The sequence below is a fragment of the Natronomonas marina genome, from assembly GCF_024298905.1.
Lineage (GTDB): Archaea > Halobacteriota > Halobacteria > Halobacteriales > Haloarculaceae > Natronomonas > Natronomonas marina.
In genome coordinates this window covers 440,816-462,791 of the sequence record NZ_CP101154.1, presented here as the reverse complement: position 1 = coordinate 462,791, position 21,976 = coordinate 440,816, and the positions used below count along the sequence as shown (strand labels likewise).

The 21,976-nt window shown below is 67.2% G+C and carries 28 protein-coding genes and 1 tRNA gene; 11 read left to right on the top strand and 18 right to left on the bottom strand.

Features of this window, described 5'->3' with window-relative positions; translation table 11 throughout:
- Positions 1 to 134 precede the first annotated feature (134 nt).
- Positions 135 to 599: a hypothetical protein gene (locus tag NLF94_RS02485; RefSeq protein ID WP_254839878.1), complete on the top strand. Its 465-nt coding sequence runs from the start codon at positions 135 to 137 to the stop codon at positions 597 to 599.
- Positions 600 to 704: 105 nt separating this feature from the next.
- On the opposite strand, the gene NLF94_RS02480 is transcribed toward NLF94_RS02485, so the two are convergent.
- Positions 705 to 854: a PDDEXK-like family protein gene (locus tag NLF94_RS02480; protein ID WP_254839877.1), complete on the bottom strand. Its 150-nt coding sequence runs from the start codon at positions 852 to 854 to the stop codon at positions 705 to 707.
- A gap of 93 nt (positions 855 to 947) precedes the next feature.
- Positions 948 to 1,020, bottom strand: a tRNA-Pro gene (locus NLF94_RS02475).
- Positions 1,021 to 1,165: 145 nt separating this feature from the next.
- On the opposite strand from NLF94_RS02475, the gene NLF94_RS02470 reads away from it, so the two are divergent.
- From NLF94_RS02470 to NLF94_RS02460, 3 genes are all read left to right on the top strand, one after another.
- Positions 1,166 to 1,453 carry a pro-sigmaK processing inhibitor BofA family protein gene (locus NLF94_RS02470; RefSeq protein WP_254839876.1) on the top strand — a complete coding sequence of 96 codons (288 nt, stop codon included), beginning with the start codon at positions 1,166 to 1,168 and terminating at the stop codon, positions 1,451 to 1,453.
- A gap of 79 nt (positions 1,454 to 1,532) precedes the next feature.
- A complete protein-coding gene (locus NLF94_RS02465) occupies positions 1,533 to 1,778 on the top strand; it encodes a DUF8028 family protein (RefSeq protein ID WP_254839875.1) in 246 nt (81 codons plus the stop codon).
- On the top strand, positions 1,775 to 2,017 hold the full coding sequence (locus NLF94_RS02460) for a DUF7123 family protein (RefSeq protein WP_254839874.1): 243 nt from the start codon (positions 1,775 to 1,777) through the stop codon (positions 2,015 to 2,017). Before NLF94_RS02465 ends, NLF94_RS02460 begins: the two co-directional genes overlap by 4 nt.
- Positions 2,018 to 2,051: 34 nt before the next feature.
- On the opposite strand, the gene NLF94_RS02455 is transcribed toward NLF94_RS02460, so the two are convergent.
- Both NLF94_RS02455 and NLF94_RS02450 read right to left on the bottom strand, forming a co-directional pair.
- Entirely contained in the window at positions 2,052 to 4,079 is a 2,028-nt protein-coding gene (locus NLF94_RS02455; RefSeq protein WP_254839873.1) for a DEAD/DEAH box helicase, read from the bottom strand.
- A 94-nt stretch (positions 4,080 to 4,173) separates the two neighbouring features.
- A complete protein-coding gene (locus tag NLF94_RS02450) occupies positions 4,174 to 4,548 on the bottom strand; it encodes a cupin domain-containing protein (protein ID WP_254839872.1) in 375 nt (124 codons plus the stop codon).
- An 86-nt stretch (positions 4,549 to 4,634) separates the two neighbouring features.
- Here NLF94_RS02450 and NLF94_RS02445 point away from each other — a divergent pair, with 86 nt between their 5' ends.
- The gene (locus tag NLF94_RS02445) at positions 4,635 to 5,855 is read left to right on the top strand and encodes a CBS domain-containing protein (RefSeq protein ID WP_254839871.1); all 1,221 of its coding nucleotides are present in this window, start codon (positions 4,635 to 4,637) and stop codon (positions 5,853 to 5,855) included.
- A 72-nt stretch (positions 5,856 to 5,927) separates the two neighbouring features.
- Here the strand turns inward: NLF94_RS02445 and NLF94_RS02440 are convergent, their stop codons facing one another.
- Complete coding sequence (locus NLF94_RS02440; protein WP_254839870.1) at positions 5,928 to 6,419, bottom strand: type IV pilin domain-containing protein; 492 nt, start codon at positions 6,417 to 6,419, stop codon at positions 5,928 to 5,930.
- 340 nt (positions 6,420 to 6,759) lie between these two features.
- Positions 6,760 to 6,948, bottom strand: coding sequence for an HNH endonuclease (locus NLF94_RS02435; RefSeq protein WP_256558744.1), 189 nt, complete (start codon positions 6,946 to 6,948; stop codon positions 6,760 to 6,762).
- A 242-nt stretch (positions 6,949 to 7,190) separates the two neighbouring features.
- Between NLF94_RS02435 and NLF94_RS02430 the strand changes: the two genes are divergently transcribed.
- Entirely contained in the window at positions 7,191 to 7,643 is a 453-nt protein-coding gene (locus NLF94_RS02430) for a DUF5814 domain-containing protein (protein WP_254839868.1), read from the top strand.
- Here the strand turns inward: NLF94_RS02430 and NLF94_RS02425 are convergent.
- The 3 genes from NLF94_RS02425 to NLF94_RS02415 all read right to left on the bottom strand — a co-directional run bounded on the left by NLF94_RS02425 (position 7,640) and on the right by NLF94_RS02415 (position 9,694).
- Positions 7,640 to 8,062, bottom strand: a complete 423-nt coding sequence (locus NLF94_RS02425) for a DUF8146 domain-containing protein (protein ID WP_254839867.1) — start codon at positions 8,060 to 8,062, stop codon at positions 7,640 to 7,642. The two genes, NLF94_RS02430 and NLF94_RS02425, sit on opposite strands and share 4 nt — an antisense overlap.
- Before the next feature lie 115 nt (positions 8,063 to 8,177).
- On the bottom strand, positions 8,178 to 8,768 hold the full coding sequence (locus NLF94_RS02420) for an RPA family protein (protein ID WP_254839866.1): 591 nt from the start codon (positions 8,766 to 8,768) through the stop codon (positions 8,178 to 8,180).
- On the bottom strand, positions 8,768 to 9,694 hold the full coding sequence (locus NLF94_RS02415) for a replication factor A (RefSeq protein ID WP_254839865.1): 927 nt from the start codon (positions 9,692 to 9,694) through the stop codon (positions 8,768 to 8,770). The genes NLF94_RS02420 and NLF94_RS02415 overlap by 1 nt, the downstream gene beginning before the upstream one ends.
- A gap of 194 nt (positions 9,695 to 9,888) precedes the next feature.
- Between NLF94_RS02415 and NLF94_RS02410 the strand changes: the two genes are divergently transcribed.
- Positions 9,889 to 10,173, top strand: coding sequence for a DUF7091 family protein (locus NLF94_RS02410; protein ID WP_254839864.1), 285 nt, complete (start codon positions 9,889 to 9,891; stop codon positions 10,171 to 10,173).
- Positions 10,174 to 10,255: 82 nt separating this feature from the next.
- Positions 10,256 to 10,681 (top strand): universal stress protein, encoded by a 426-nt coding sequence (locus NLF94_RS02405; RefSeq protein WP_254839863.1) that lies wholly within the window; start codon positions 10,256 to 10,258, stop codon positions 10,679 to 10,681.
- 1 nt (position 10,682) lies between these two features.
- On the opposite strand, the gene NLF94_RS02400 is transcribed toward NLF94_RS02405, so the two are convergent.
- The 6 genes from NLF94_RS02400 to NLF94_RS02375 form a co-directional block, all read right to left on the bottom strand.
- Entirely contained in the window at positions 10,683 to 11,450 is a 768-nt protein-coding gene (locus tag NLF94_RS02400) for a DICT sensory domain-containing protein (protein ID WP_254839862.1), read from the bottom strand.
- Between the two features lie 67 nt (positions 11,451 to 11,517).
- A complete protein-coding gene (locus tag NLF94_RS02395) occupies positions 11,518 to 12,306 on the bottom strand; it encodes an SDR family oxidoreductase (RefSeq protein ID WP_254839861.1) in 789 nt (262 codons plus the stop codon).
- 35 nt (positions 12,307 to 12,341) lie between these two features.
- Positions 12,342 to 13,655, bottom strand: coding sequence for a sensor histidine kinase (locus NLF94_RS02390; RefSeq protein ID WP_254839860.1), 1,314 nt, complete (start codon positions 13,653 to 13,655; stop codon positions 12,342 to 12,344).
- Between the two features lie 5 nt (positions 13,656 to 13,660).
- Positions 13,661 to 14,854 (bottom strand): FIST signal transduction protein, encoded by a 1,194-nt coding sequence (locus NLF94_RS02385; RefSeq protein WP_254839859.1) that lies wholly within the window; start codon positions 14,852 to 14,854, stop codon positions 13,661 to 13,663.
- A gap of 80 nt (positions 14,855 to 14,934) precedes the next feature.
- Positions 14,935 to 15,390, bottom strand: coding sequence for a Tfx family DNA-binding protein (locus NLF94_RS02380; RefSeq protein ID WP_254839858.1), 456 nt, complete (start codon positions 15,388 to 15,390; stop codon positions 14,935 to 14,937).
- A 1-nt stretch (position 15,391) separates the two neighbouring features.
- The gene (locus NLF94_RS02375) at positions 15,392 to 15,844 is read right to left on the bottom strand and encodes a TRAM domain-containing protein (protein ID WP_254839857.1); all 453 of its coding nucleotides are present in this window, start codon (positions 15,842 to 15,844) and stop codon (positions 15,392 to 15,394) included.
- A gap of 91 nt (positions 15,845 to 15,935) precedes the next feature.
- On the opposite strand from NLF94_RS02375, the gene NLF94_RS02370 reads away from it, so the two are divergent.
- Entirely contained in the window at positions 15,936 to 16,589 is a 654-nt protein-coding gene (locus NLF94_RS02370) for a hypothetical protein (RefSeq protein ID WP_254839856.1), read from the top strand.
- Here NLF94_RS02370 and NLF94_RS02365 read toward each other — a convergent pair.
- The 3 genes from NLF94_RS02365 to NLF94_RS02355 form a co-directional block, all read right to left on the bottom strand.
- Positions 16,581 to 17,669 (bottom strand): outer membrane protein assembly factor BamB family protein, encoded by a 1,089-nt coding sequence (locus NLF94_RS02365; protein ID WP_254839855.1) that lies wholly within the window; start codon positions 17,667 to 17,669, stop codon positions 16,581 to 16,583. The two genes, NLF94_RS02370 and NLF94_RS02365, sit on opposite strands and share 9 nt — an antisense overlap.
- Positions 17,666 to 18,679, bottom strand: a complete 1,014-nt coding sequence (locus NLF94_RS02360) for a M48 family metalloprotease (RefSeq protein WP_350355861.1) — start codon at positions 18,677 to 18,679, stop codon at positions 17,666 to 17,668. Before NLF94_RS02360 ends, NLF94_RS02365 begins: the two co-directional genes overlap by 4 nt.
- 79 nt (positions 18,680 to 18,758) lie before the next feature.
- Positions 18,759 to 19,025, bottom strand: a complete 267-nt coding sequence (locus NLF94_RS02355) for a hypothetical protein (RefSeq protein ID WP_254839853.1) — start codon at positions 19,023 to 19,025, stop codon at positions 18,759 to 18,761.
- 446 nt (positions 19,026 to 19,471) lie between these two features.
- Between NLF94_RS02355 and NLF94_RS02350 the strand changes: the two genes are divergently transcribed.
- On the top strand, positions 19,472 to 21,505 hold the full coding sequence (locus NLF94_RS02350; protein ID WP_254839852.1) for a GAF domain-containing protein: 2,034 nt from the start codon (positions 19,472 to 19,474) through the stop codon (positions 21,503 to 21,505).
- Positions 21,506 to 21,553: 48 nt separating this feature from the next.
- Positions 21,554 to 21,934, top strand: coding sequence for a response regulator transcription factor (locus NLF94_RS02345; RefSeq protein WP_254839851.1), 381 nt, complete (start codon positions 21,554 to 21,556; stop codon positions 21,932 to 21,934).
- Positions 21,935 to 21,976: the final 42 nt, after the last annotated feature.

Here is a 21,976-nt window from a genome sequence, read left to right as displayed (position 1 = left end):
TATAACGGCTTGGCGCGCCACCGGATAAGAACTTTGCCAACCGGGGTGAAAGTGGGCGGTCGCTCGCCAGCTCTTTATAAAACGTGGGTATCCTCCGGCAGAACTGTGAATTAATTTGTTGTTGTAGGAGTGGTATGGAAACCCGTACTGCGGTCGTGGCGCTTCTGACGCTTCTCGTCGGCGTCGGTCTCGCTGCGACACCGGTGGCGGCCCAGTCCGCCGAGGACCCCCTCGGCGACAACGACATCGAACTCGGCGGCGACGACGTTCCCGGCGAGATAACCTTCGAAACCGACGACGGGAGCACGCTCGTCGTCGACGGCGTCATCGCCGGCGGCCACGCTCGCGTCGACTGTGTCGACAGCGACTCGCAAGCCAGTTACTGCGACAAGGGCGGGGAGTTGTATCTCGGTCCCGGGTCGCTGACCTACGAGGGGTACAACGCCTTCGAGGATCGAAACGACGGCGGGTTCGGCGACTCCTTCAGCGTCATGCAGGACGGCGAGGAGGTCGCCACCATCGACGTCGAGACACAGGACAACCCCATCGCGGTCATCGTCGGCTTCCTCGGCGGCCTCGGCTTCGGCATTTTCGGCTGACTCCGACCGATTCGCCGGGAGACACGTCCCGGCCGGCGTGTGCTTCGGCGACGGAACGTCGATCGAACTGTGGCCGGGAGATCGACGAACCGTCGAAACGGACGACTACGGTGGCCACCGCTCGTCGAAGATGTACTTCGGCGCCCAGTTTATCGACGGGTCGGATTGTGCCGGTTCGTCGACGCGAAGCACTATCGGCGTCTCGAAGTCGTCCTCACGGACGGGATACAGTACATCCGGTTCGTGGACGTACACCGGAAAACGATCCACGTCGGTGTGGATCGATGTGGGACCGCCGAGGCCCCGCTATCGCTCGGCCCCGTGCTCTCGTTTTCGCTCCGCGAAAAGTGGGACCGCCCGAATTTGAATCGGGGTTACAGCGTCCCAAACGCTGAAGGATACCAAGCTACCCCACGGTCCCGCGTCCGTATCGACACTCTCCGCGTGTGAAAACGTTTCGTTCCGCGGGACGGCGGTGTTCAGATACGGACTGAAAACTACTACTCCGAACACTACCGCCCGCGCTGGCCCCAAGGGATTTACCCCGGCACCGAGAACCGCCGGACATGGTCACGACAACCGAAATCGCCCTCCTCGTCCTGGCGTTGGCGCTGCTCTTCGGGGCCTACCGCATCATCAAGACGGTGAAACCGCTCATCGTCAACGCCATCGTCGGGGTGATCATCCTCCTCGTCGCCAACTTCGTCGGCCTCGGCGTCTCGATCACGCCGATCGCGGTGCTGGTCTGTGCTGTCGGCGGCGTGCCGGGTGCGGTGCTCGTCATCCTGCTCTCGTACCTCGACATCGCCTTCGCCGGCATGCTCGCGCCGCTGGCGTCGCTGGCAGTGGCCTGATTCGCCCTGCCATTCGGTGGCACAAAGAGCCGTTTTAGCCTAGGATACGGCTTTGATATACCCCTCCGTCGAGTCGAGTATGAGACACGCCACGGTATCCGGTCGGCTGTCCGAGCCGTTCGGCTGGGCCCTCGGTCGCCTCCTGGCGTTCGTCGAGGGGGTGGCCTTCTGGGCGGCGGCGGCGTTCCCCTTCGTCCACGTCGCGGCCGTCGGACTCTACGTTCGGGGCTCGCTCTCGGAGACGACGCTCGCGGTGCTGGTCGTACTGCACGCCGCGGCCATCGTGGCCGGGCACCGACACGACGTGGGAGGTGACCGCTCGTGAGCAGTCGCTGTGAGACGGTGACCGACGACGACGAGGAGCGTCTCGAGGCGTACCTCCACCGGCAGGCCGAAGACGGCGAGGCCTACGTCAAGAGCAAGTTCGTCGCCGACGAGGTCGATCTCACGCCCTCGCAGGTCGGCCTCCTCTTGAAGCGGCTCCGGGAGGCCGACGACCGGATCGACGTCGAGAAGTGGTCCTACACGAACGCGACGACGTGGCGAATCCGGGCGAGCGACTGACGCCGGCCGACGGTCGTCGCGGCGGTACGTCCCGTCAGTGCTCCTCGCGGAGTTCGATCTCGGCGACGAGTTCGTACGGCGGTGTTCCCTTCCTGACGGCGTCCAGCATTGCGAAGGCCTCGTCGGGTTCGAGGAAGTGCTCGGTGACCGCCCGCCCCAGTGGCGTCGGTTCGAACCCGTCGATGAACTCGTACTCCAGCAGTTTGCCGACGGCGTGTTTCGTCGGCACCTCACCGACCATACGGTCGTTGAGTCGCTTTGCGCCCTTCCCGGCGACGGTGACGTTCGCCAGCGTCTCCTCGATGGCGGCTGCCTCGTCGTAGCGAGTGACGACCGGCTCCATCTCGCCTTTCAGGAGCTTGAACGCCACCTCGTCCTCGCTCATCTCCATGGAGTTGTGGTACGTGCAGTCCGGTTCCACGAGGACGTAGACGGTCCCCTCGTCGTGGTAGTCCGGGCGACCGGCCCGGCCGAGCATCTGCTCGAACTCCTGGACGGAGAGCCACTCGATACCCATCGCCAGCGAGTCGAAGATCACCTGCGAGGCCGGGAAGTCGACGCCCGCGGCGAGCGCCGCCGTCGTGACGACGCAGGCCAACTCCTGGTCGCCGAACTGCCGCTCGACGCGCTTGCGCTGGCCGTAGTCCAGCCCGGCGTGATACGGCGCCGAGTCGTACTCCAGGCGCCGCGATATCTCGTGACACCGCCGCCGGGAGTTCGTGAAGACGATGGTCTGGCCGCGATACCCCTTCGAGGATTTCGAGTCGTAGGCCCGCCTGACGAGCTTGTTCTCGATGTCCACCTTCTCGGAGCCGTCCGCGAAGGTGACGTGACGCTCGATGGGGACCGGCCGCTCCTCGAACTCGACGAGGCGGGCGCCCAGTTTCTCGCCCAGTTGCCCCGCGTTGCCGACCGTCGCCGACAGGTACACCCACTGGGTGTCCGAGCCGTTCGTCTCGCAGTAGTGTTTCAGCCGCGAGACGAGGCCGTCCAGCCGGTGGCCGCGCTCCTCCTCGCCGAGGTTGTGCACCTCGTCGATGACGACGGTACCGATGTCGCCGAGGTCCTTGCCCGTCCGCAGCGCGTGGTCGATGCCCTCGTAGGTGCCGACGATGACGTCCGCGCCCGGGTCGAAGCGGTTGCCCGAGTCACGGATGCGGGAGGCGCCGACCCGCAGCGACACCTCCAGCAGGTCGCCGTAGTCGTCGGTGAAGTCGTCGTGCTTCTGGTTGGCCAGCGCGACCAGCGGCACCAGGAAGAGCATCTTCCCCTCGCCCTTCAGGGCGCGGTCGATGCCCGCGAGTTCGCCGACGAGCGTCTTCCCGGTCGCCGTCGCCGAGACGACCAACTGGTCGCGGCCCTCCAGCAGGCCCCCCTCGACGGCGAGACTCTGGACCGGCAGCAGTTCGTCGAACTGTTCGAGGCTCGCCGCGAGGTCGGGGTGGACGTCCAGCGACTCCGTCGGCACGAGGTCGATCTCGTCGGTCGTCGCGCTTATCTCGTCGAACTTCGTGAGGTCGGGGTCGAGTTGCCCCGACAGCAGGTTCCGGACCCGCTCGAGGTCGCCGACCTCGACGAGGAGTTCCTCGAGGCGCTCGCGGGCGCCCGACCGCAGCCCCCGGTAGTTGGCCTCCCGCTCCAGTTCCCGCTTCGCGCAGTCCGGGCAGATGTGCTCGTCGTCGGCCTCGATGGCCGTCTCGGAGGTCAGCGGCGAGTATCGGCCCTTGCCAGCACAGATGCGACAGGTCCGGACCTGCTTGGCCGCCAGCTGGTAGCCGTCGAGCATCGCCTCCAGGTCCGTCCGGGCCTCCCGGGAGGTCTGCTCGGAGATGCGGATGCGCTCGGCTCGGCGGGCCATCTCGACGAACTGCTCGGGTCGGCGGGGCACCTCGTCGTCGCCGTCCCTGACGCGGAACCGGCCGGGTCGGGGCCCGGCGTCGGTTCGCTTCAGTTCCAGCCGACCCCGGAGCAGTCGCTCGCCGTCCCGGCGGACGACGACCGCGTACTCGTCGCCGGCCTCGTGGAGGAACAGCGTATCGACGGCGGCGACCTGCTTCGACACGCCCGTACGTAGTGTGCGGGGGTATTTCAGTGGACCGGGAGCGGTGTGGACGGACGGCACACCCCCTGCGGACGGCGCCGACGGGTGCACCCGCTCACTCCTCGAGGAGTCGAATCTCGTCGTCGCCGGCCGGCACCGCACAGAGGAACGCCCCCGGCTCGTCCCCCTCGTTGCGGTACCAGTGGACCGTCCCTGCCGGGATGTGTAGCGAGTCGCCCGCGCCGACGACGTGTTCCTCGTCCTCCAGACCGACGACGTACTCGCCCTCCAGCACGTACTGCTCGTGCTCTATCTCGTTGGTGTGTTTCGGCACCTCGGCACCCGGTTCGAGGACGAACCGCCGGATGGCGAGGTTCGGCGCACCGTGCTCGGCGCCGACGAGGACGCCCTTCCGGAGGCCCTCGGCCGCCTCGACGGTCTCGTACTCGACGTCAGCGCTGCGGCGAACGAGCGGCGGTTCCTCGGACATACGCCTCCGTTGGCGGCCGACGCACTCCAACCCTCGGGTCCACGACTCCGGTCGGATATTTACGCCTCCGGGGACAACTCCGACCCATGAAGAGCTTTCGCGTCGGCAGCGCGTTCGGCATCCCCATCAAGCTGGACCTGACGTTCCTGCTGGTCCTGCCGGTGTTCGCCTACGTCATCGGGTTCCAGCTCGGCGAGTGGGTGCCGCTGCTCAACGACACGCTCGGGACCACCATCGACGCGGCGGTCCTGACCGGATCGACGCCGGCCCGGTACGGCATCGGGAGCGTCGCCGCAATCGGGCTGTTCGTCTGCGTCGTCGCCCACGAGTTCGGCCACTCGCTGGTGGCCCGCCGCTACGGCGTGCCAATCGAGTCCATCACCCTGTGGCTGCTCGGCGGCGTCGCCCAGATGGAGGAGATTCCCGAGGACTGGAAGAAGGAGTTCAACATCGCCATCGCCGGTCCCATCGTCTCCGTCGTCGTCGGCGTCCTGGCCTACGCCGCCTTCCTCGTCACCCCCTCGGGCAGCTTCGGTCTCGAGGCGGTGCGGTTCACGCTCGCCTATCTCGCGGCGATGAACGTCGTCCTCGCGGCGTTCAATCTGCTGCCCGGCTTCCCGATGGACGGCGGCCGCATCCTGCGGGCGCTCTTGGCCCGGAGTCGCCCCCACGCGAAGGCGACCCAGCAGGCCGCCCGCGTCGGACAGTTGTTCGCCATCGGTCTCGGGCTGTTCGGCCTGCTGGCCGGCTTCAACGTCTTTCTCATCGTGCTGGCCTTCTTCATCTACATCGCCGCCGCCTCCGAGTCCTCCCGCACCGTGATGAACGCCGCCTTCGAGGGGGTCGAGGTCCGGGACGTGATGACGCCGCGGAACGAGTTGGACGTCGTCGCCCCCGACGCGTCGGTCGCCGACCTCCTCGACCGGATGTTCCGCGAGCGCCACACCGGCTACCCGGTTCTCGACGACGGCCGCGTCGCCGGCATCGTCACGCTGTCCGACGCACGCGGGGTCGACGAGGTCGAACGCGACGCCTACCGCGTCGAGGACGTGATGAGCCGCGACCTTCACACCGTCACGCCCGACACGCCCGTCATGGACGCCTTCGAGACGATGCAAAAACAGGGCATCGGGCGACTGCTCGTCGTCGACGACTCGGATGATCTCGTCGGACTCCTCTCCCGGACCGACGTGATGACCGCCCTGGAGATCGTCAAGGAGGGCGGGGAGATCGCGGGCCGTACGGGACGGGAGAACTCCTCGGTCGGAGGCTCCGGTTACGGCACCGACGGGACAGTACGTCGGTAGGAACTAATTAGGTGGTCCCAGAGCGGTCGCTGATCGGCTTTCGACGCGTCCGAAAAATGAAGACCGAGGTCGTTACGTGAAGTCGTAGTCGTACGTCGCGAGGGTCCCACTGTTGGAACCGTCGTCGGACTCCCAGGTGACTCGGAGGGTTCCCTCTGAGGTCCCACTGTTGGAACCGTCGTCGGACTCCCAGGTGACTCGGAGGGTTCCCTCTGAGCTGCCGAGGCCGCTCACGTCCGTACAGGTGTCACCGGCTGTAATTTCCGTGGCTCCCCAGTCACCGCTGCCGCCGTCACAGAACGGTCCGTTATTATTACTGTCGACGACTTCAACGTTGTCCGCGGAGACGGGGTCTCCGCCGTCGTGTGTGATGTCGACATCACCGCTGCTGGGTTCGTTGAACGTGAACTGTGCCTGCGGCGTCGTACTCTGGACCTGGTCACCGAGACCGAGGACGAAGGTCCCGATGACGGCCGCGAGAATGACCGTAATCGCGACCATCAGGATGACGCCGATGACCGGCGATACCGCGTCGTCGTCCGTTAATAACTCGTTTAGCTTCATGGTTGGTTTCGTCCGCAGTCTCACGTCGGGAGAACGGCCGGGAGGGTTTATGTGCCGTACCCACCAACACTCGTCCGTCGGTGGAGGCTGGGGTGAGGTCTCCCGCCGTTTTTCCCGATGGTGACTGCTTACGTCCACTCTCATTTCCCCGGTATATTAAACGTTCCATTGGTTTCATAATTTGATTCCGCCTATTATACCCGGACGTTTATCGATACAAAAAGTTGCAGACGCCGTCTACCGACCGTTCGCGCCGTTCCGCGCGCCGTTCGACGGATGGCGATAGCGGGCCGTCGGGGCGAACGCTCGCGACTGGGTCCGACGCGACGGTAGAGGGGGCCTAATTCGCCCCGTCGGAACCGGTCCTCCGTCGGACTGCCTCCCGGAGTCGGTCCGGTTCGACGCCCCCGAACTCCGCCCTCCGGTGGCAGGACGGACACAGCGAGACGACGTTTTCGAGGTAGTGCGCGTCGGCCTCGGTCGTAGCGGACGCTTCCACGAACGCCCGGACCGGCACGATGTGGTGGATTAGAAACGTTGACTGCGAAACGATCTGCCGCCGATAGTGTAAGAGGTAGTATCAGTCCGGGTGCGGGAATCGAACCCACTTCCCAGCCACCACAAGGCTGGAGGATGCCAATACCCCAACCCGGACACGCACCCGTATCTACCCCGCTGTGACGGATATACGTTACGACTCCCGCCGTCGCCTGCCACGGGGCCGCACGGCGTCCGGTGATTTTTAACCACCGACCGCCTACCCCCGCCAACGTGGCCATCACCGACAAGATATACGTCAAGAACCACCGGCAGCTGGCCTCCCAGCTGGACACGTCGTTCCCGAAGAGCGCCTTCTCGGGGGCGACGCTGGACATCCTCTTCACCGGCGACGGCATCGCGAAACTCGACGAGGCCTCCCGGGATCGGGTGCTGGAGTTCGCCGAGGACTTCCTCGACTGCGACTGCCAGTCGCACCCGCACTGCGGCTGCCCCCAGCGGAAGTTCGTCGCGTACCTGCTGGAGTTGCGCGCCGAGGGGCTCGGCCCCGACGCCATCGTCGACGTGATGGGCGACGACTACATGCTGTATGCCTACCCCGGCGACGTGCTCTCATTCCTCGACGACGGCGTCCGAACGATGGAGGCGGCCGAGCGGCTGGCGGCCGTCGACGGGCGCGAGGAGATGGAAGACGAACTGCGGGAAAAGCGGCGCGAACTCACCTAGCCGAGGCGGAACGGCTCCTCTTCGGCTTCCTCGTCCAGTTCCTCCAGTTGGATGACGTCCTGGGCCTCCTGTTCCTCGAGTTCCTGGCTGAGCTTCGTCACGTACTGCTTGTACTCGTCGAGCTGTTCCCGGAGGTGTTCGGCCTCGAGTTCGAGCCGCTCGTGCTCGCGGACGAAGCTCTTGGGCACCTCGACCTTCGGCGGGAAGCTCTCGGTCGGCGAGGCCGTCTCGGTCGCGCTGCCGCCTTTCAGTTCGTGCTCCGGGACGACCCGGACCTGGCCGTCGTGGGCCACCAGCGTGTCCACGTAGTCGCGGAACACCGCCGAAAGCGAGATGTCACGCTCCTCGGCTATCTCCCGGAGGGTCTCGAAGGCGTCCTCGTTGACCCGAAAGGAGATGGTCTTGTTCTTGTTGCCCATATTGTGCCTAGCTGGCTCGTCCACGTATATAAGCGTTTGTCAGACGGACGCATGCCGCTCGGCGGCCGGTCGTCCGTCGAGCGTCGGCGGCGGACGGGCGGTCGAGGGTGGGACGCTACGCCTCGGCGGCGACCTCGGCGTCCTCCTCGAGGTCCTCCAGCGCCGCGACCACCTGGTCGCGGTACACCGAGAGGTCCGGCTCGTACTGGGTTTCGGCCATCGCGGCGTACTCGTCCGCCCCGTCGAACGTCTCGATGCGCTCGAGGGTCCGCTCGGCCGTCTCGACGACCCACCGGTCGCGGGTCGCGGCGTCGACGACCGTGATGGACTCGGGGCGAAGCGAGACGTTCACGTCGCCCTCGTCGGTCTCGTAGGTGCGGGGCTTGCCGACGACGGCGACGTAGGCCGGCGTCTCGGTCTCGCGGAGCGCCGAGGCGGCCTCCGGCTGGTACTGGCCGGCGTAGGTGAAGAACGTCCCCGTGGGGTCGACGATGCGGCCCCGCCAGTACTCGCTGTCGTCGCCGACGTCCTCCGTCTCGGTCAGGGTGCCGACGACGAAGACGCGGTTGGCCCGCTCGCCGGTCGGAAGCAGCGAGTAGACGGGCGCGCGTTCGTCGTCGGACTCCTTGAACGTGTACGATGCGTCGTTGAACTCGGCCGCGAAGGCGCGTCGGGCGACCTCGCGGGTGGGAGCGGATTCACTCATTACAGGGACCTCGCTTTGATCAGCACGCTCTCGGGGTCGGCGGCGCCGAGCGTCTCCATCTCGTCGGCCAGGACGTACCGGCCGAGCGTCGGCCCGGTCACCCGGTAGTACCGACCCAGGACGGTCTCGCGCATCTCCTCGACGACGACCTCGGTGTCGAGGGCGTCCATCGCCATCTCCTGGGCCTCGTCGAGACCGATGCCGGTCAGTTCCTCCGTGGCCGCCTGGTCGAAGATGACCTCGTGGACCTCGTCGCCGTCGTCGAGGACGCCCTTGATGCGCAGGTCGAACTCGCCCTCGACCTCGCCGTGCTCCGAACAGCGGCCGTTCTGGAGGACGCGCGTGCAGTCCTCCTCCGGACAGCGCTTGATGAGCCCGGACCCGGACTGAATGTCCACCAGCGCGCCCTCGATCTCGGTCGCGTCGTCGCCGACCTCGATGTCCTCGTCGACCTCCTCGATGGTGGTCGTCGAGTTGAGCTTCACCGAGAAGCGGCCCTCGTACTCGTCGGTGACGAGGTTGCCGAGCCGGTAGACCGCCCCCTCCTCGAGCTCGGGGAGGTCGCTCTTGGCCCACTTGGTGAACTTGACCGTGCCGGTCTCGTCGCCGAGCAGACCGACCTGGGCGATGGAGTCCGCCCGCGGCTCCCAGAGTTCGACCACCTTGGCGGTCAGATCGAGCCACTCCTCGGGAGCGTCGATGTCGGCCACCTCGGCGGCCTGGTCGCCGCCACCGCTCAACTGTTCGCGGTCCATGTCGGCCTCGTCGAGGTACGTCGAGACCACGCTACGGCGGGCCTCCTCGATGGGGACGCGGTACTCCGAGACCAGCGTCTCCAGCCGTTCCTCTATCTCGTCGACCGTGACGTCTAGCTGCTCGGAGAACTGTTCGTGTATCTCGACTGCGTGCTGTCGCAGGTCTGTCATGGGTGTTCCGTCTCCGCGTGTTTTCAGTGGGAGACGTACGCCGGTTGGTGCCCGATAGTATAAAAATCGTCGGTAGCGCGGTGAAAGTGGAAATCCGCCGAAAGAGCGGCCTCTGCGGGCGATCGGCGTCCCTGCGGGCACGGGACGACGACGCCACCAACGACTCTTTGGGGCCGGCGTCCGTACCGGCGGCCGTGAGCAACCGACGGCGTCTGAAGCGACTCCTCCGCACCAAACTGCACTCGGCGGGCAAGCAGTACGAGGAAGCCAAGCGCGCCTACAGCGACGCCCGGACGGCCGCGAAGGCCGACCTGCCGACCGACGAGGAGGGGCGGGCGAAGATCGTTTGCCGCCGGTACGCCGAGAAGCGCAGCGTCTCGCTGGACGAGGCTGCCAGACCGGCCTGCTACGACGCCGACCACCGGGACTGTCGGGGGTGCGTCGAGGACATCCGCGAGGGTCGCATCGAGACGTGGTGAGCCGTCCGGGACCGTCGGTCGCGCTCCGTGCGGCCGCGACGCCCGGTGAAACTACTTTACTGTCGACTCTGTAGGAAGTACCATGACGTGTCTGGTCGCCTTCGACGGGAGCGAACTCTCGAAAGCGGCGCTCCGCCGCGCCGAAGCGTTCGTCGGCGACGACGACCCGCTCCTCGTCGTGAGCGTCGTCCCGACCGACGAACCGCTCGCGGAGACGTACGACCTCGTCGAGGGCGACGAGTACGACCCCGAGGCGGCGGCCGAACGACTCCGCTCGGCGGCGAAGGCCGTCGCTCCCGACTGCGAGTTCCGGGCCAGACGGGTCGACCCCTACGCCGGCAAGGGCCGCATCGCAACGGAGATCGGCCACGCCATCCGCGAGATCGACGCCGATCTCGTCGTCGTCGGCAGCGAGAACGCCGGCCGCGTCGTCGAACCCGTCTCCACCGTCGGCAGTTCGGTCGCCTCCGGTACCGACTACGACGTCCTCATCGTCCGCTCGGCCTGACTCAGAACGACGACTCGATGATTTCGCCCAGTCGCTCGACGCGGTCGCGGTCGTAGGTCCACATCGAGTCCCACTCGTTCGGACCGGTCTCGATGGCCAGGAGTGCGGCCGGTTCCTCGCCCGGCGGCGGCTGGAAGACGACGAACCACGACCGGCGGTACCCAGCCGTCTCGCCGGCGTTGACCTCGATGTCGTCGAGATCGGGCATCGAGTCGGGCACCCCGTAAACCTCGACAGCGAGGTCGCTGTCGGCCAGTCGCTCGTACACCTTCCGGGTCCCGTACTCGTCTTCCATCCGCGACAGCTCCTGAAAGGCGACGTCGAGGCGGCCCTCGCCGACCTCCAGGGCCCGTTTTTCGATGAACCGCGACATCACGACGAGCAACAGTTTCTCCTTCGTCGACGCGGGGAACCCCCGGAGCGTGAACAGCATCTCGTCGAGGGCGGTGAGGACGTCCGGCGCCTCGTACTTCTCGATGCCGCTCAGCCCCGTCTTGTAGAGGTCGACGTTCACCAGGAGCACCGCCTGCTGGAGCGACTCCAGCGTCGAGGTAGCGACGACCTCCTCGTCCTCGATGAGGACGATGATGTTGTCGCCCCGGTCGGGGTCGTGCCGCTTCTCGATGTCGAGAGGCAACTGACCGAACGTCTCCTCCAGGAGCCGCTCGACGGCTTCGGGTCCCTCCCAGTTCACCACGAGTAGCTCCCGCTCCGGCGCCCGCTGTCTCGACAGGAACTCCCGGAACGCCTCGAGAACGTCGTCGGACATCGACTATCGGCTAGTGGGGCTGGACCGGAATAAACCCCGGAACCGACTAACCGCACGAAACCGAGGTTCAGACGCTCCGGGTGGACCCGCCGTCGACGGGCACCGCCGCGCCGTTGAGGTACGACGCCCGCTCGCTGCAGAGCCACGCGACGGCCTCGCCCAGTTCCCGTGGCTCGCCGATCCGTTCGAGGGGAACGTCGTCGGCCCAGTCGTCGAGGCCGGCCCCGTAGTCCTCGTAGTCGCCGCGCTCGACGGCGTCCTCGACGAGTTCCTCGATGCGGCCCGTCTCGTGGGCGCCCGGCAGCACCGCGTTCGTCCGCACCGCCGGGGCGAACTCGTGGGAGAGCGTCTTCATCAGGCCGATGACGCCCCGCCGGACGGCGTTCGACAGCACCAGCTCGTCGATGACCTCCTGGACCGACCGGCTGGTGATGCAGACGATGGTGCCGCCGCCGTCCTCGGTGATGGTCGGGTGGGCCGCCCGGACCGTCCGGACGACGCTCATCACCAGCAGGTCGTAGGCGTGATACCAGTCCTCGTCGTCGGTGTCGAGGAACGACCCCGACGGCGGGCCGCCCGCGCTCGTGACGACGTGGTCCAGTCGGCCGAACGTCTGGATGGTCTTCCCGACGAACCCCTCGATTTCGTCGTGTTCGGTGATGTCGGCGCTCACCGCGAGCACGTCGCCGTCGCCGGTCGCCGCCAGGCGGTCTTCGGCCCGCGCCAGACGGTCGGCGTCGCGGCCACACACCGCGACATCACAGCCCTCCCGGGCGAGCGCCTCCGCGCTCGCCAGGCCGAGCCCCGCGGTACCCGCCGTCACCAGTGCCGCGTTCCCCTCGATTCCGAGGTCCATACCGGCGGGTCGGCGGCCGTCGACTTAAGTGGTCGTCACTCCACGACCTCGACGCCCTCGAACTCGAAGCGCGCGCCCCCCTCGGCGCTGTCGGTCAACTCGACGGACCAGCCGTGGGCCTCGGCGATCTGCTTGACGATGAACAGCCCCAGCCCGGTCCCGTCCTCGGCGTCGGTGGTGCCGGCCTCGAACACCTCGTCGCGGCGGTCGGGCGGGATTCCGGGGCCGTCGTCGGCGACGTAGAGGACGCCGTCCTCGACCCCGACGCGGACCGTGAGGCCCTCGCCGCGATCCGACCGTCCCCCGTCGTCCCCGGCGTCGGCGTCGGACCGGGTTTCCTCGCCGGCCGCGTGTTCGACGCTGTTCCGGAACAGGTTCTCGAAGACGTGCAACAGTCGCTCGCGGTCGGAGTAGACCGCCCGGTCGACGCCCGCGGGTTCGAGGTCGGCCTCGCCGGTGGCCACGTTCGCCCACGCCTCGCGGGCGGTGTCGTGGACGGCGACCGGCGTCGGCTCCGCTATCGTCTGGCCGTGGCGAGCCAGCGCGAGCATCTCCTCGATGATTCGCTCGATGCGGTCGTGGGCGGCGGCGATGTCCTCGGCGTACGGCACGTCGGCCTCCTCGCGGGCGAGTTCGAGGTGGCCCCTGGCGACCGTCAGCGGGTTCCGGAGGTCGTGGCTGACGACCGACGCGAACGCCTCGAGGTGCTCGTTCTGCCGGCGGAGCTCCCGCTCGCGGGCCTTCCGCTCGCTGATGTCGGTGTAGGCGAGGTACGCGCGGTCGACGGCGCCGTCCCGGAGCAGGCCGACCCCGCGGAGCCGGAAGTCGCGGTCGCCCTCGGTCAACTCGAGGTCGATGTCGTCGCCGTCCCGGAGCCGGTCGACCAGCGCCGCCCACCGGTCGTCGCTCGCGGGCGGCACCCCGAGACCGGTGACCGACCGCCCGACTGCTTCCGGACCCACCTCGAAGAGGTCGTCGAAGGCCGGGTTGGTTCGCCGAACAACCGGATCGTCGTCCCGGAACTCCACCTCGACGACGGCGTCGGTCGTCCGGGAGAACAGCGTCCTGACGTCGTCGGCCTCCTCGCCGCCGAGGTGACGGAGCCGGATCCGGTTCCGCAGGGTCCGCGCGACGGCGCCGATAGGGTCGTCGTAGGCCGCCTCGGCGTGGGCGCAGATGGCCTCCGCCTCCCCCGGCGCACACTCCCGGTCGTCGTCGACGCCGGCGGCGTCGGCACTCTCCGTGACGACCGACTCCGCGCGCTCGTAGCCGACCGTCGCGCTGAACGCCTCGATTAGCTCCTCCAAGGCGACGGTCCCGTCGCCAGCGCCGATCCGTTCCTGGCTCATTCCCCTCACTCCGGAAACACCATCACGACCGACGTGGTGTTGTGGTAGCCGCTGAGCTGGCCTCGCTCCATGGCCAACTCGCCGTAGGTCTCGAAGCCGAGCATCGGGACCCCGAGTTCGTCGTACATCCCGGCGACGGCCTCGTCGAACCCGTCGCCGAGCGCCGTCGACCGACAGATGCAGTCGAAGACGAGCGCGCCGGCGACGTCCCCGTCCGTGCCCGCCATCGCCGCCCTCGCGGCCCGCCGGGCGGAGGCCTTCTGTGCCTCGTTGGTACCGGCGGTGACCCGCATCACGGTCCCTTCGGGTATCGAACAGGTGAACTCCATCGGGCCGTCGGTCGTCTTCGTCGGCCCCGGCCAGCGGACCTTCAGGCCGTTGCCCGTCTCCAGCCCGAACGCGTAGTTCGTCAGCGCGGCCGACAGCGCCTCCTCGCCCGGTTCCAGGGCGTCGAGGTCGTGGCCGTCGGCGGCCACCTCCTCGCGGACGTGGTCCTTCCAGACCTCGTAGGCCGGTTCGCCGTCGAGTTCGTGGACGACGTTCCCGTCGGCGGCCGTGACCTCCAGCGGCGGCGAGATGGTCTCGTGGCCGTGGGCGACGCCGACCTGCACAGGGCGCTTCGAGGCGACGGCGCCGAGCGCGACGGCGTCCTCGGCGACGGTTTCGTTACGGAAGACGTGGGTCGCCTCCATCTCGAGGTCGTCGCCGGCCGACCCGCCCGCGAGGCTGGTGTCCGGCCCCAGCACGTCCGGCACGGCCAGCGATAGCTCCTCGCCGTTGCCCGAGAGCCCGTCGTGGAGGATGACCGCCGAGCGGTGCGGGTAGCCCTCGACCCGCGGCGGCACCTCCCGGGCGGCGGCCTCCATCGCCGCCGTCTCGTCGGCCCGCAGCCCGCGACCCAGCCCGGTGAACGCCCGGTGGGTGTCCCCGTCGAGGACGGCCACGCCGACGCTGCCCGACTCGACGCCCGCCTCGGTGAACTCCCCGGCGGACGAACAGCCCAGGAGCGGTGCTCCCTCCGTGGCGCCCCGGACGCCGTCGAGAACCGCCTCGTAGTCGTAGCGGCTCGAACAGAACACGACGGCGAGACCCGGCTGCCCGTCGACGCCGGCCGCCGCCATCGCATCCGCGGCCGCCCCCTCCCCCACCGTCCGACCGTCCGTCCCGGAGCGAAGCCCGGTTCCGAAGCTGGTCGTCATCGAATCGAGTGGGGATACGTGAACTCCTCACAAATGTCTGTCGGGCGTAACGACTCCTGAACTGCGTCCGCACTCGCCCGTCACTCGCGGACGCGGACCGACCCGTCGTTCGTGACGCTGACGGTGATTTCCCGCCGGACCTCCCGGCCGTGGACGGCGTCGCCGGCGGCGTCGCCGACCAGCCGCATCACCTCGGGCGCGGTCCGGTTGACCTTCACGCCGGCCTCGTCGCAGGCCGAGTACACCATGTTCGGCACGTCGTAGAGGTCGGTCCCGGCCTCGACGGTTACCTGGACCGGGGCCGACAGCGCCTCCGCGAAGGCGACCGTCTCGCGGGCCTTGGCGACGTTCTCGCGGGCGCTGGACTCGACGCTGGAGACGTTCGCCCGGGAGGTACCGAGCCGGTCGGCGATGTCGGCCTGCGAGACGCCCCGCTCGCGGAACGCCAGCACCTCGGCCTGCCGTCGCGTGAGGACGCCCCCCTCCTCGTCGAAGCCCGCCCGTTCGAGCAACTCGTCGGGGTCGGGGAGGCTCACGTCAGTTGCCCCAGAAGTTCTCGCGGCTGCCCAGCCGCTCGCGGTCGAGTGCCTTCTCCCGTTCGCTCTTCGCTTCCCCGCCGTCTTCGGCTCCCGACTCCCCCTCGGCGTCCTCGTCGTCCATCGGGAGTCGCTCCAGTTCCTCGGCGCGGGCGTGGTTCGAGCGGACCTCCGTTATCTCGACCCTCGCGCGGGCCTCGGGCAGCACGCCGTCGACCATCACGATGAAGCCGTCCTCGGTTCGGCCGACGCCGGCGCCCGACTCGTGGATGTCCTCGACGTCGACGACGACCTCCTCGCCGAGCTTGACGGGCTGTTGTTTGAGGTCACGGATGGGCTGGTTGTAGTGGGAACACCACTCGGCGCCGCCGCGGTCGCCGTAGTGCTGGCACCCCATCCCCTCGATCCGCTCGGAGAAACTGGGGCAGTCGTCCGCGAGTGGGCAGTCCGGCATACGGTTCGATAGCGCCGGCGGCGATTAAACGCTTGCGGGTCGGTACGCCGAAAGCACCAGCGCTTTGGCCGTCCCGCCCGAAGACGGCACGATGAGTCGTCCGGTTCCCGAAGCCGCCCCCATCGTCGGTCTCGTCCTCGCCTTCGCGTTCGCGCTGTTCGGGTTTCTCTTCTCGGCGGACCACCTCGGGACGGCACTGGTCGGGGTCGCCCTTCTGTACCCGTTCGTCGCCTTCGGCGTCGCCCGCTCGGAGGACCCGACGGCGGTGTTCCGCCCCGACGTCGTCCTCGCGGTCGGCTTCCTCGGCGGCGCCCCGGTACTGCTGTACGGCGTCGCCACCGGGCGGCCGCTGTTCGGGGCGTTCGTCGCCAGCGTCGTCGCCGTCCCGCCCGCCCTCTATCACGCCCGGTTCGGCGAGTCGGTCAACCCGCTGTCGGCGTCGGCCTCGCTCGCGGTCGGCCTGCTCGTCGCCCTCGGTCTCCTGGCGTACGGCGCCGCCGGGAACCTCCTGCTCGGCGCGCTGTCGGCGGTCGTCGTCGGCCTCGGTGCGGTCGATTACCACCGCCAGCGGGGCGGCACGCTGGACCGCCGCGCCCGGACGGTCGGGGTCGTCGGCTGTCTGGGCGGCGGTCTCGCGGCCTTCGGCCTGCTCGCGGTGACCGACCGACCGACGGCCGGACTGGCGGCCGGCGCCGTGCTGGTCGCCATCGGCGGCGCGCTCGCGCTGGAGGCCGACCTACAGTAGGCCGCGCTCCTGGTCGGCCCGCTGGAACCACACGACCTCGCCGCCCTCGAAGAGGAACGCGACGGTCTCGCCGTCGATCCACCCGGTGACGGCCCGACAGTCCCCGTCGAGTTCGCGGCGCCACCGTCGCCCCGACCCGTCGACCGCGACGGCGCGACACCCCGAGGCGTCGTACAGCGCCGTCGGTCCGACCACGGGGGTTTCCGTCTCCACCGACACGGACGAGGACCACAGCCGCGTCCCGTCTGCGGCGTCGACCGTCCGGACGTCCGCGGGCCCGACGACGGCCGCACGGCCGTCGTTCGTCGCCAGCGCCTCTGTTTGCCGGTTCCACTCCAGCCGCCAGTCGACGGTTCCGTCGGGTGCGATTCCGAAGAGGTCCCGCCTGGCGAGGAGGGCGCGGCCGGCCGCGACCGACACCGGAACCCCACTACTGATCGCCCGTCGCCACCGCTTTCGTCCGTCCCCGGCGAGCGCGAGGAGGCCGCCACCCCCGCGGACGAGGACGCCCCCGTCGAAGCTCCACAGCGCTCCGACCGGCGTCGAAAGCGACCGGCGCCAGGCGACCGCCCCGTCCCGGACGGCCGCGACGCCGTCGCCGGTGGCGACGTAGACACCCCGCTCGTCGGCAACGAACGGCGCCCCGGCGTCGGTGACGCTCGTGCGCCACAGCTCCTCGCCCTCGAGTTCCGTCGACCGGCCGTCCCCGGCCTCGACTTCGCGCCCGCCGACCGCGACGACGCGTCCGGCCTCGTCGAGCAGGTAGACCGCCCCGCCGACGGCGACCGACCGCGCCGCCGTCCGGTGGACGTGACTCCACCGGTTCGACCCGTCCAGGTCCGCGACCGACAGCTCCACGCCGTCGACCCACTCGGGCTCGTCCCCCTCGAAGACCCAGTGACGGCCGTTCGCGGCGCCGACGACGCGCCCGTCGCCGACGGCGAACTGCGGGATGCCGAGCGTCCCCGGTGCGACCCGTTCGGTCCGGCGCACGTCGCCGCCGCCGTAGGCGTAGCCACAGCCGGCCAGCGACCCGGCGGCGGCCGTCCCGAACGCCGCCAGGAGTCGGCGTCGTCTCACGACAGCTCTCCCGCCATCTCCCGGAGCCGCTCGATCCGCTCGTCGGTCGGCGGGTGCGTCTCCGGGAACACGTCCGTCGAGACCAGTTCGGCGTCGCCGAAGGCCCGCACCTCCAGCGGCGCGACGTACAGCGCCTCTGCGCCGCCGTCGAGCTCCCGGAGGTCCCTGTCCGGCACCTCCGGCATCCGCTCGTCCATCGTCCGCAGGGCGCTGGCGAGCGCCGTCGGGTCGCCCGTCAGCGCCGCGGCCCCGCGGTCGGCCGCGTACTCGCGGTACCGCGAGAGGACGCGGTGGACCAGCACGCTCGCCGCCCAGAACATCGCCGACAGCGCCAGCGTCAGCACCGCCGCCACGACGAGGACGAGGATCGCCTTGACCGCACCCTCGCCGTCGCCGTCCGCGGAGCCGCCGACCCCCAGCATCCGGGCGACGCCGTACAGGAGGTAGTACGCCACCATAGCGACGTAGTACGTCACCGTCGGCAGCAGCCACGCGACCGTCATGAGCGTCGCGTCCCCGTTGCGGAGGTGCGCCATCTCGTGGGCCAGAACCGCCTCGCGCTCCCGTTCGTCCAGCGTCTCCAGGAGACCCGTCGTCACGACGACCGTCGCCCCCCGGGGACCGCGGACCGCCGCGGCGTTCGGCGCCTCGTTGTCGGTCACCGCGACGTCGGGCGGTTCGATGTCGGCCAGCTGTGCCAGCCGCGTCACCGACTCCTGCAGTTCCGGGTACGACTCGGCGCGGGTTCGGCTGGCGCCGACCGACCCGACGACGGTCCGGGGACCGAACCACGCCTGGACGGCGAGGCCGCCGGCGACGACGGGGACCGCGAGCCACGGCTCGACGTACACCTCGCCGCGGTGGGGGCCGAAGTCGAGCGACCCCAGGAACGGCAGGAAGACGTGATTGACCGTGGCGACGAACCCGTAGAGGAACGCGAACGGGAGCACCACGACGAGGACGAGCGTGAGAACCATCCGGCGGCGGAGGGGCGGATCGTCGGGTAACATCGACGGCACACGCGTTTCCGTCCTCGCGGACGGACTTTAAATTCACGCGTTCGAGAGCCTGACGAACGCCGGGCGGCCGTCACTCGACGAACCGGGCGAGGACCTTCCGGTCGAGGACGTCAAGGGCGACCACGACGACGACGGCGACGCCGACCTGGACGGTCACCGGCAACGCCGTGAACAGGCCGTAGACGATCAGCTGTCCGAACAGCAGGACTGCTCCCAGTTCCAGGCGGTCGACGAGCGCCTTCAGGTTCAGGTCCTCCTCGAGGTCGACCCGTGCCGGCACCCGGGTCTCCTCGCCGACGCCCAGCAGTCCCAGGAGCGGCGGTCCGTCGCCCGACATGGATGGCCGTACTTCGAGGCCGGGCAAGTGTTTACCGAATCGTGTCCCGGGCCGCTCGACCCGGCCGGGGTGCCGGAGCGGGCGACGTCCGGGCCGCCCGGGGCCAAACGCTGCCTTCCCCGCGCCCGTACCCCGGCACGTCAGCCCATGTCCCGTCCGTTCCTCTCGGCCCGCTGGAAGAACCCCGCCACACCCCAGTCCTCGGTAATTGAGACTTGATTCTCAAATTCAGATTCGTAGTTCCGGGATTCATTTCGACTAGTCTATAACGCGTAACTTAGTCGGAGTTCCCCTGTCCTCTCATTATCCTGAACATAGTCACAGATGATCTCTCGCAACTCGTAGCCAATGCTGTGATACTTTGTCCCCACTGTCGGGGATCCATCTTCACGACGTTGAGATCCGTCGAACAAAACATCTATGATGAATTAGTGGAAAACGTATCTATGGACACAGGCCCCCACAACGATGCTTTGGGGGATAACGAAGAGAGCACAAGCCGTTATAAATCCATTATCGAAGCGGTGCAGGATGGCGTTTTTGTCGTCAATCTGGACGGCACCATCACCTACGTCAACGACTCGCTTTGTTCACTGGTTGGACATAATCCGAACGAACTGGTTGGCGAGACGTTCGATACCCTGGTCGAGTCGGAACTGGTTCAATCGGAGGAGTTCAGTCGATTCGTTACGGCGATCGACAACCTTGCCGACGGAGAAATTCAGGACCAGATTCTGACATTCGAACTCAACCAGGAAACCGAGCAGATGGTAGACGTTCGCGTCTCACAACACATCCGCGACGACGGCACTGAAGATATCGTCGGCGTGGTTCGGGACGTGACAGAGCGCGAGCAGAGGGCCCGGGCGGCAGAACAAAAACAGGAGGTGCTCGCCAAGCTCTACCAAGTTGGTGCAGAGAACGCTCTCACGTTCGAAGAAAAAGCCGAACGCATCCTCTCCATCGGATGTGAGTACCTGGATCTACCGTTTGGGTTCTTAACGAGAGTTGACGAGGGCGAACAGGAGATCGTCCACGCTGTTGGCGACCACAAACTCCTCCAACCGGACGAATCAGCACCGCTGGAGCAGTCGTACTGTCGGAAGACCATCGAAAGCGACGACCTGGTCGGTATGCAGGATGCACGAGCGGAGTTGGGTGACGATGACCCGGCGTACGAACTGTTCGAGTTGGGCTGTTATATCGGAACGAAGGTCATGGTCGGGGAGACCCTCTATGGGACGTTCTGCTTTGCGGCCCCACACGACCGTGACCGGGAGTTCACCGCTGGCGAGCGAGAGGTGGTCAAGCTCCTTGGACAGTGGGCGGGGTACGAACTCGAACGGCAGCGATTCGAAGAACGCCTGGAAGGTCTGCACGAGATATCACAGCAGTTGCTGGCGGCTGAAACGACGACGGATATCGCAAACATCACGATTGAGGAGGTTATGGACCTGTTCGGTCTCTCGGTGAGTGCGTTTTGGAAGTACGATGCCAGCCAGGACGTGTTACGCCCGGTGGCCGAAACCGACGACGCAGTACGGATCGTCGGGGAGGCCCCGACGTTCGAGCGAGGTGACGCACTCCTGTGGGAGAGTTTCGACAGTGGGGAAATCCGGCACTACGAGGACCTGACCGAACAACCTGGAGCGTACAACCCGGAGACGCCATTGCGGTCAGAAGTCCACGTTCCCTGTGGGAATCACGGCATCATCACGAGTTCCGCGACCGAGCCACATGCGTTCGACGAGATCGACATCGAAAGCCTCCAACTGCTTGAAGCGCTGGTCACGGAGGCCATCACCGCAGTCAAGCGCGAAGAACAGCTGGCCGAGCGTGGTGAAGCACTCCAGCGACAGAACGACCGCCTCGAAGAGTTTGCCGATGTCGTGGCACACGACCTTCGAAACCCAATGACGGGAGCGGTCGGCTTTCTCGAAATCGCCCGCAAAACGAACGAGCCACAGCATTTCGAGCGCGTCGAACAGTCCCTGGACCGGATGGAGGAACTCATCGACGAGTTGCTGATGATCGCACGTGGTGATCGCCAGGCAATCAATATACGCACACTTTCGTTACAACCAGCCGTTGAAGAAGCGTGGTCGTATACCGACGCCCCGGAAGCGACGCTGTCCGTAGACGACCCGCTCGGTGAGATACAGGCCGACGAGACACGACTACTGCAACTGTTCGGCAATCTCTTTCGCAACAGTGTCGAACACGGTAGCGACGAGGTTACCGTGGAAGTCGGTCCCCTCGCTGACGAGGAGGGGTTCTACGTCGCCGATGACGGGCCAGGGTTTTCCGACAAGCAACGGACGGAGATCGAAGCACTCGGAGACACGGACGAGATGACGGGATTTGGAATCGGACTCATGAGCGTTATCGATGTCGTGGAAGCACACGGGTGGGACCTCTTAGTCCCCGCCGCAGATCAGGGAGCACGCATCGAAATCCGAACTGGTGAACGGAGCGAATGATCCGTAGGATCAAACGTACCCGCGATGAAGCGGGTATAAGAGGCGTACATGACCGCTGAAATAGTCATTGCTGAGGATGATGAGACGACCCGGGAAGTCATCGAATTCAACCTGACTGACAACGGGTGGGATGTGGTGGCGTTTACAGATGGTGCTGAGTGTTGGGAGCATCTCGAATCACGAACCAGCGACCCACCAGATCTCGTGGTGTTAGACGTGATGATGCCCGAACTCGATGGGCTTTCAGTTCTCGAACATATCCGGGATCACGACGCACTCGTCGATCTGCCAGTTGTCATGTTGACGTCCCGTAATCGGGAAGAAGATATCGTGCAAGCACTCGACGCCGGTGCTGACGATTTTGTGGCAAAGCCCTTTTCGGAAGCCGAGCTTGTCAGTCGAGTTGAGAAGGTGCTCGACAAAGCGTGAGAGAGGATTGCATAACGACAATGTATGTGAAATTCTGTAGTT

Bases quoted from the DNA above. Each gene is read 5' to 3' on its own strand.
- NLF94_RS02485 (WP_254839878.1), top strand. From the start codon at position 135: ATGGAAACCCGTACTGCGGTCGTGGCGCTTCTGACGCTTCTCGTCGGC.
- NLF94_RS02470 (WP_254839876.1), top strand. From the start codon at position 1,166: ATGGTCACGACAACCGAAATCGCCCTCCTCGTCCTGGCGTTGGCGCTG.
- NLF94_RS02465 (WP_254839875.1), top strand. From the start codon at position 1,533: ATGAGACACGCCACGGTATCCGGTCGGCTGTCCGAGCCGTTCGGCTGG.
- NLF94_RS02450 (WP_254839872.1), bottom strand. From the start codon at position 4,548: ATGTCCGAGGAACCGCCGCTCGTTCGCCGCAGCGCTGACGTCGAGTAC.
- NLF94_RS02445 (WP_254839871.1), top strand. From the start codon at position 4,635: ATGAAGAGCTTTCGCGTCGGCAGCGCGTTCGGCATCCCCATCAAGCTG.
- NLF94_RS02440 (WP_254839870.1), bottom strand. From the start codon at position 6,419: ATGAAGCTAAACGAGTTATTAACGGACGACGACGCGGTATCGCCGGTC.
- NLF94_RS02425 (WP_254839867.1), bottom strand. From the start codon at position 8,062: ATGGGCAACAAGAACAAGACCATCTCCTTTCGGGTCAACGAGGACGCC.
- NLF94_RS02420 (WP_254839866.1), bottom strand. From the start codon at position 8,768: ATGAGTGAATCCGCTCCCACCCGCGAGGTCGCCCGACGCGCCTTCGCG.
- NLF94_RS02415 (WP_254839865.1), bottom strand. From the start codon at position 9,694: ATGACAGACCTGCGACAGCACGCAGTCGAGATACACGAACAGTTCTCC.
- NLF94_RS02405 (WP_254839863.1), top strand. From the start codon at position 10,256: ATGACGTGTCTGGTCGCCTTCGACGGGAGCGAACTCTCGAAAGCGGCG.
- NLF94_RS02400 (WP_254839862.1), bottom strand. From the start codon at position 11,450: ATGTCCGACGACGTTCTCGAGGCGTTCCGGGAGTTCCTGTCGAGACAG.
- NLF94_RS02395 (WP_254839861.1), bottom strand. From the start codon at position 12,306: ATGGACCTCGGAATCGAGGGGAACGCGGCACTGGTGACGGCGGGTACC.
- NLF94_RS02390 (WP_254839860.1), bottom strand. From the start codon at position 13,655: ATGAGCCAGGAACGGATCGGCGCTGGCGACGGGACCGTCGCCTTGGAG.
- NLF94_RS02385 (WP_254839859.1), bottom strand. From the start codon at position 14,854: ATGACGACCAGCTTCGGAACCGGGCTTCGCTCCGGGACGGACGGTCGG.
- NLF94_RS02375 (WP_254839857.1), bottom strand. From the start codon at position 15,844: ATGCCGGACTGCCCACTCGCGGACGACTGCCCCAGTTTCTCCGAGCGG.
- NLF94_RS02370 (WP_254839856.1), top strand. From the start codon at position 15,936: ATGAGTCGTCCGGTTCCCGAAGCCGCCCCCATCGTCGGTCTCGTCCTC.
- NLF94_RS02360 (WP_350355861.1), bottom strand. From the start codon at position 18,679: ATGTTACCCGACGATCCGCCCCTCCGCCGCCGGATGGTTCTCACGCTC.
- NLF94_RS02355 (WP_254839853.1), bottom strand. From the start codon at position 19,025: ATGTCGGGCGACGGACCGCCGCTCCTGGGACTGCTGGGCGTCGGCGAG.
- NLF94_RS02350 (WP_254839852.1), top strand. From the start codon at position 19,472: ATGGACACAGGCCCCCACAACGATGCTTTGGGGGATAACGAAGAGAGC.
- NLF94_RS02345 (WP_254839851.1), top strand. From the start codon at position 21,554: ATGACCGCTGAAATAGTCATTGCTGAGGATGATGAGACGACCCGGGAA.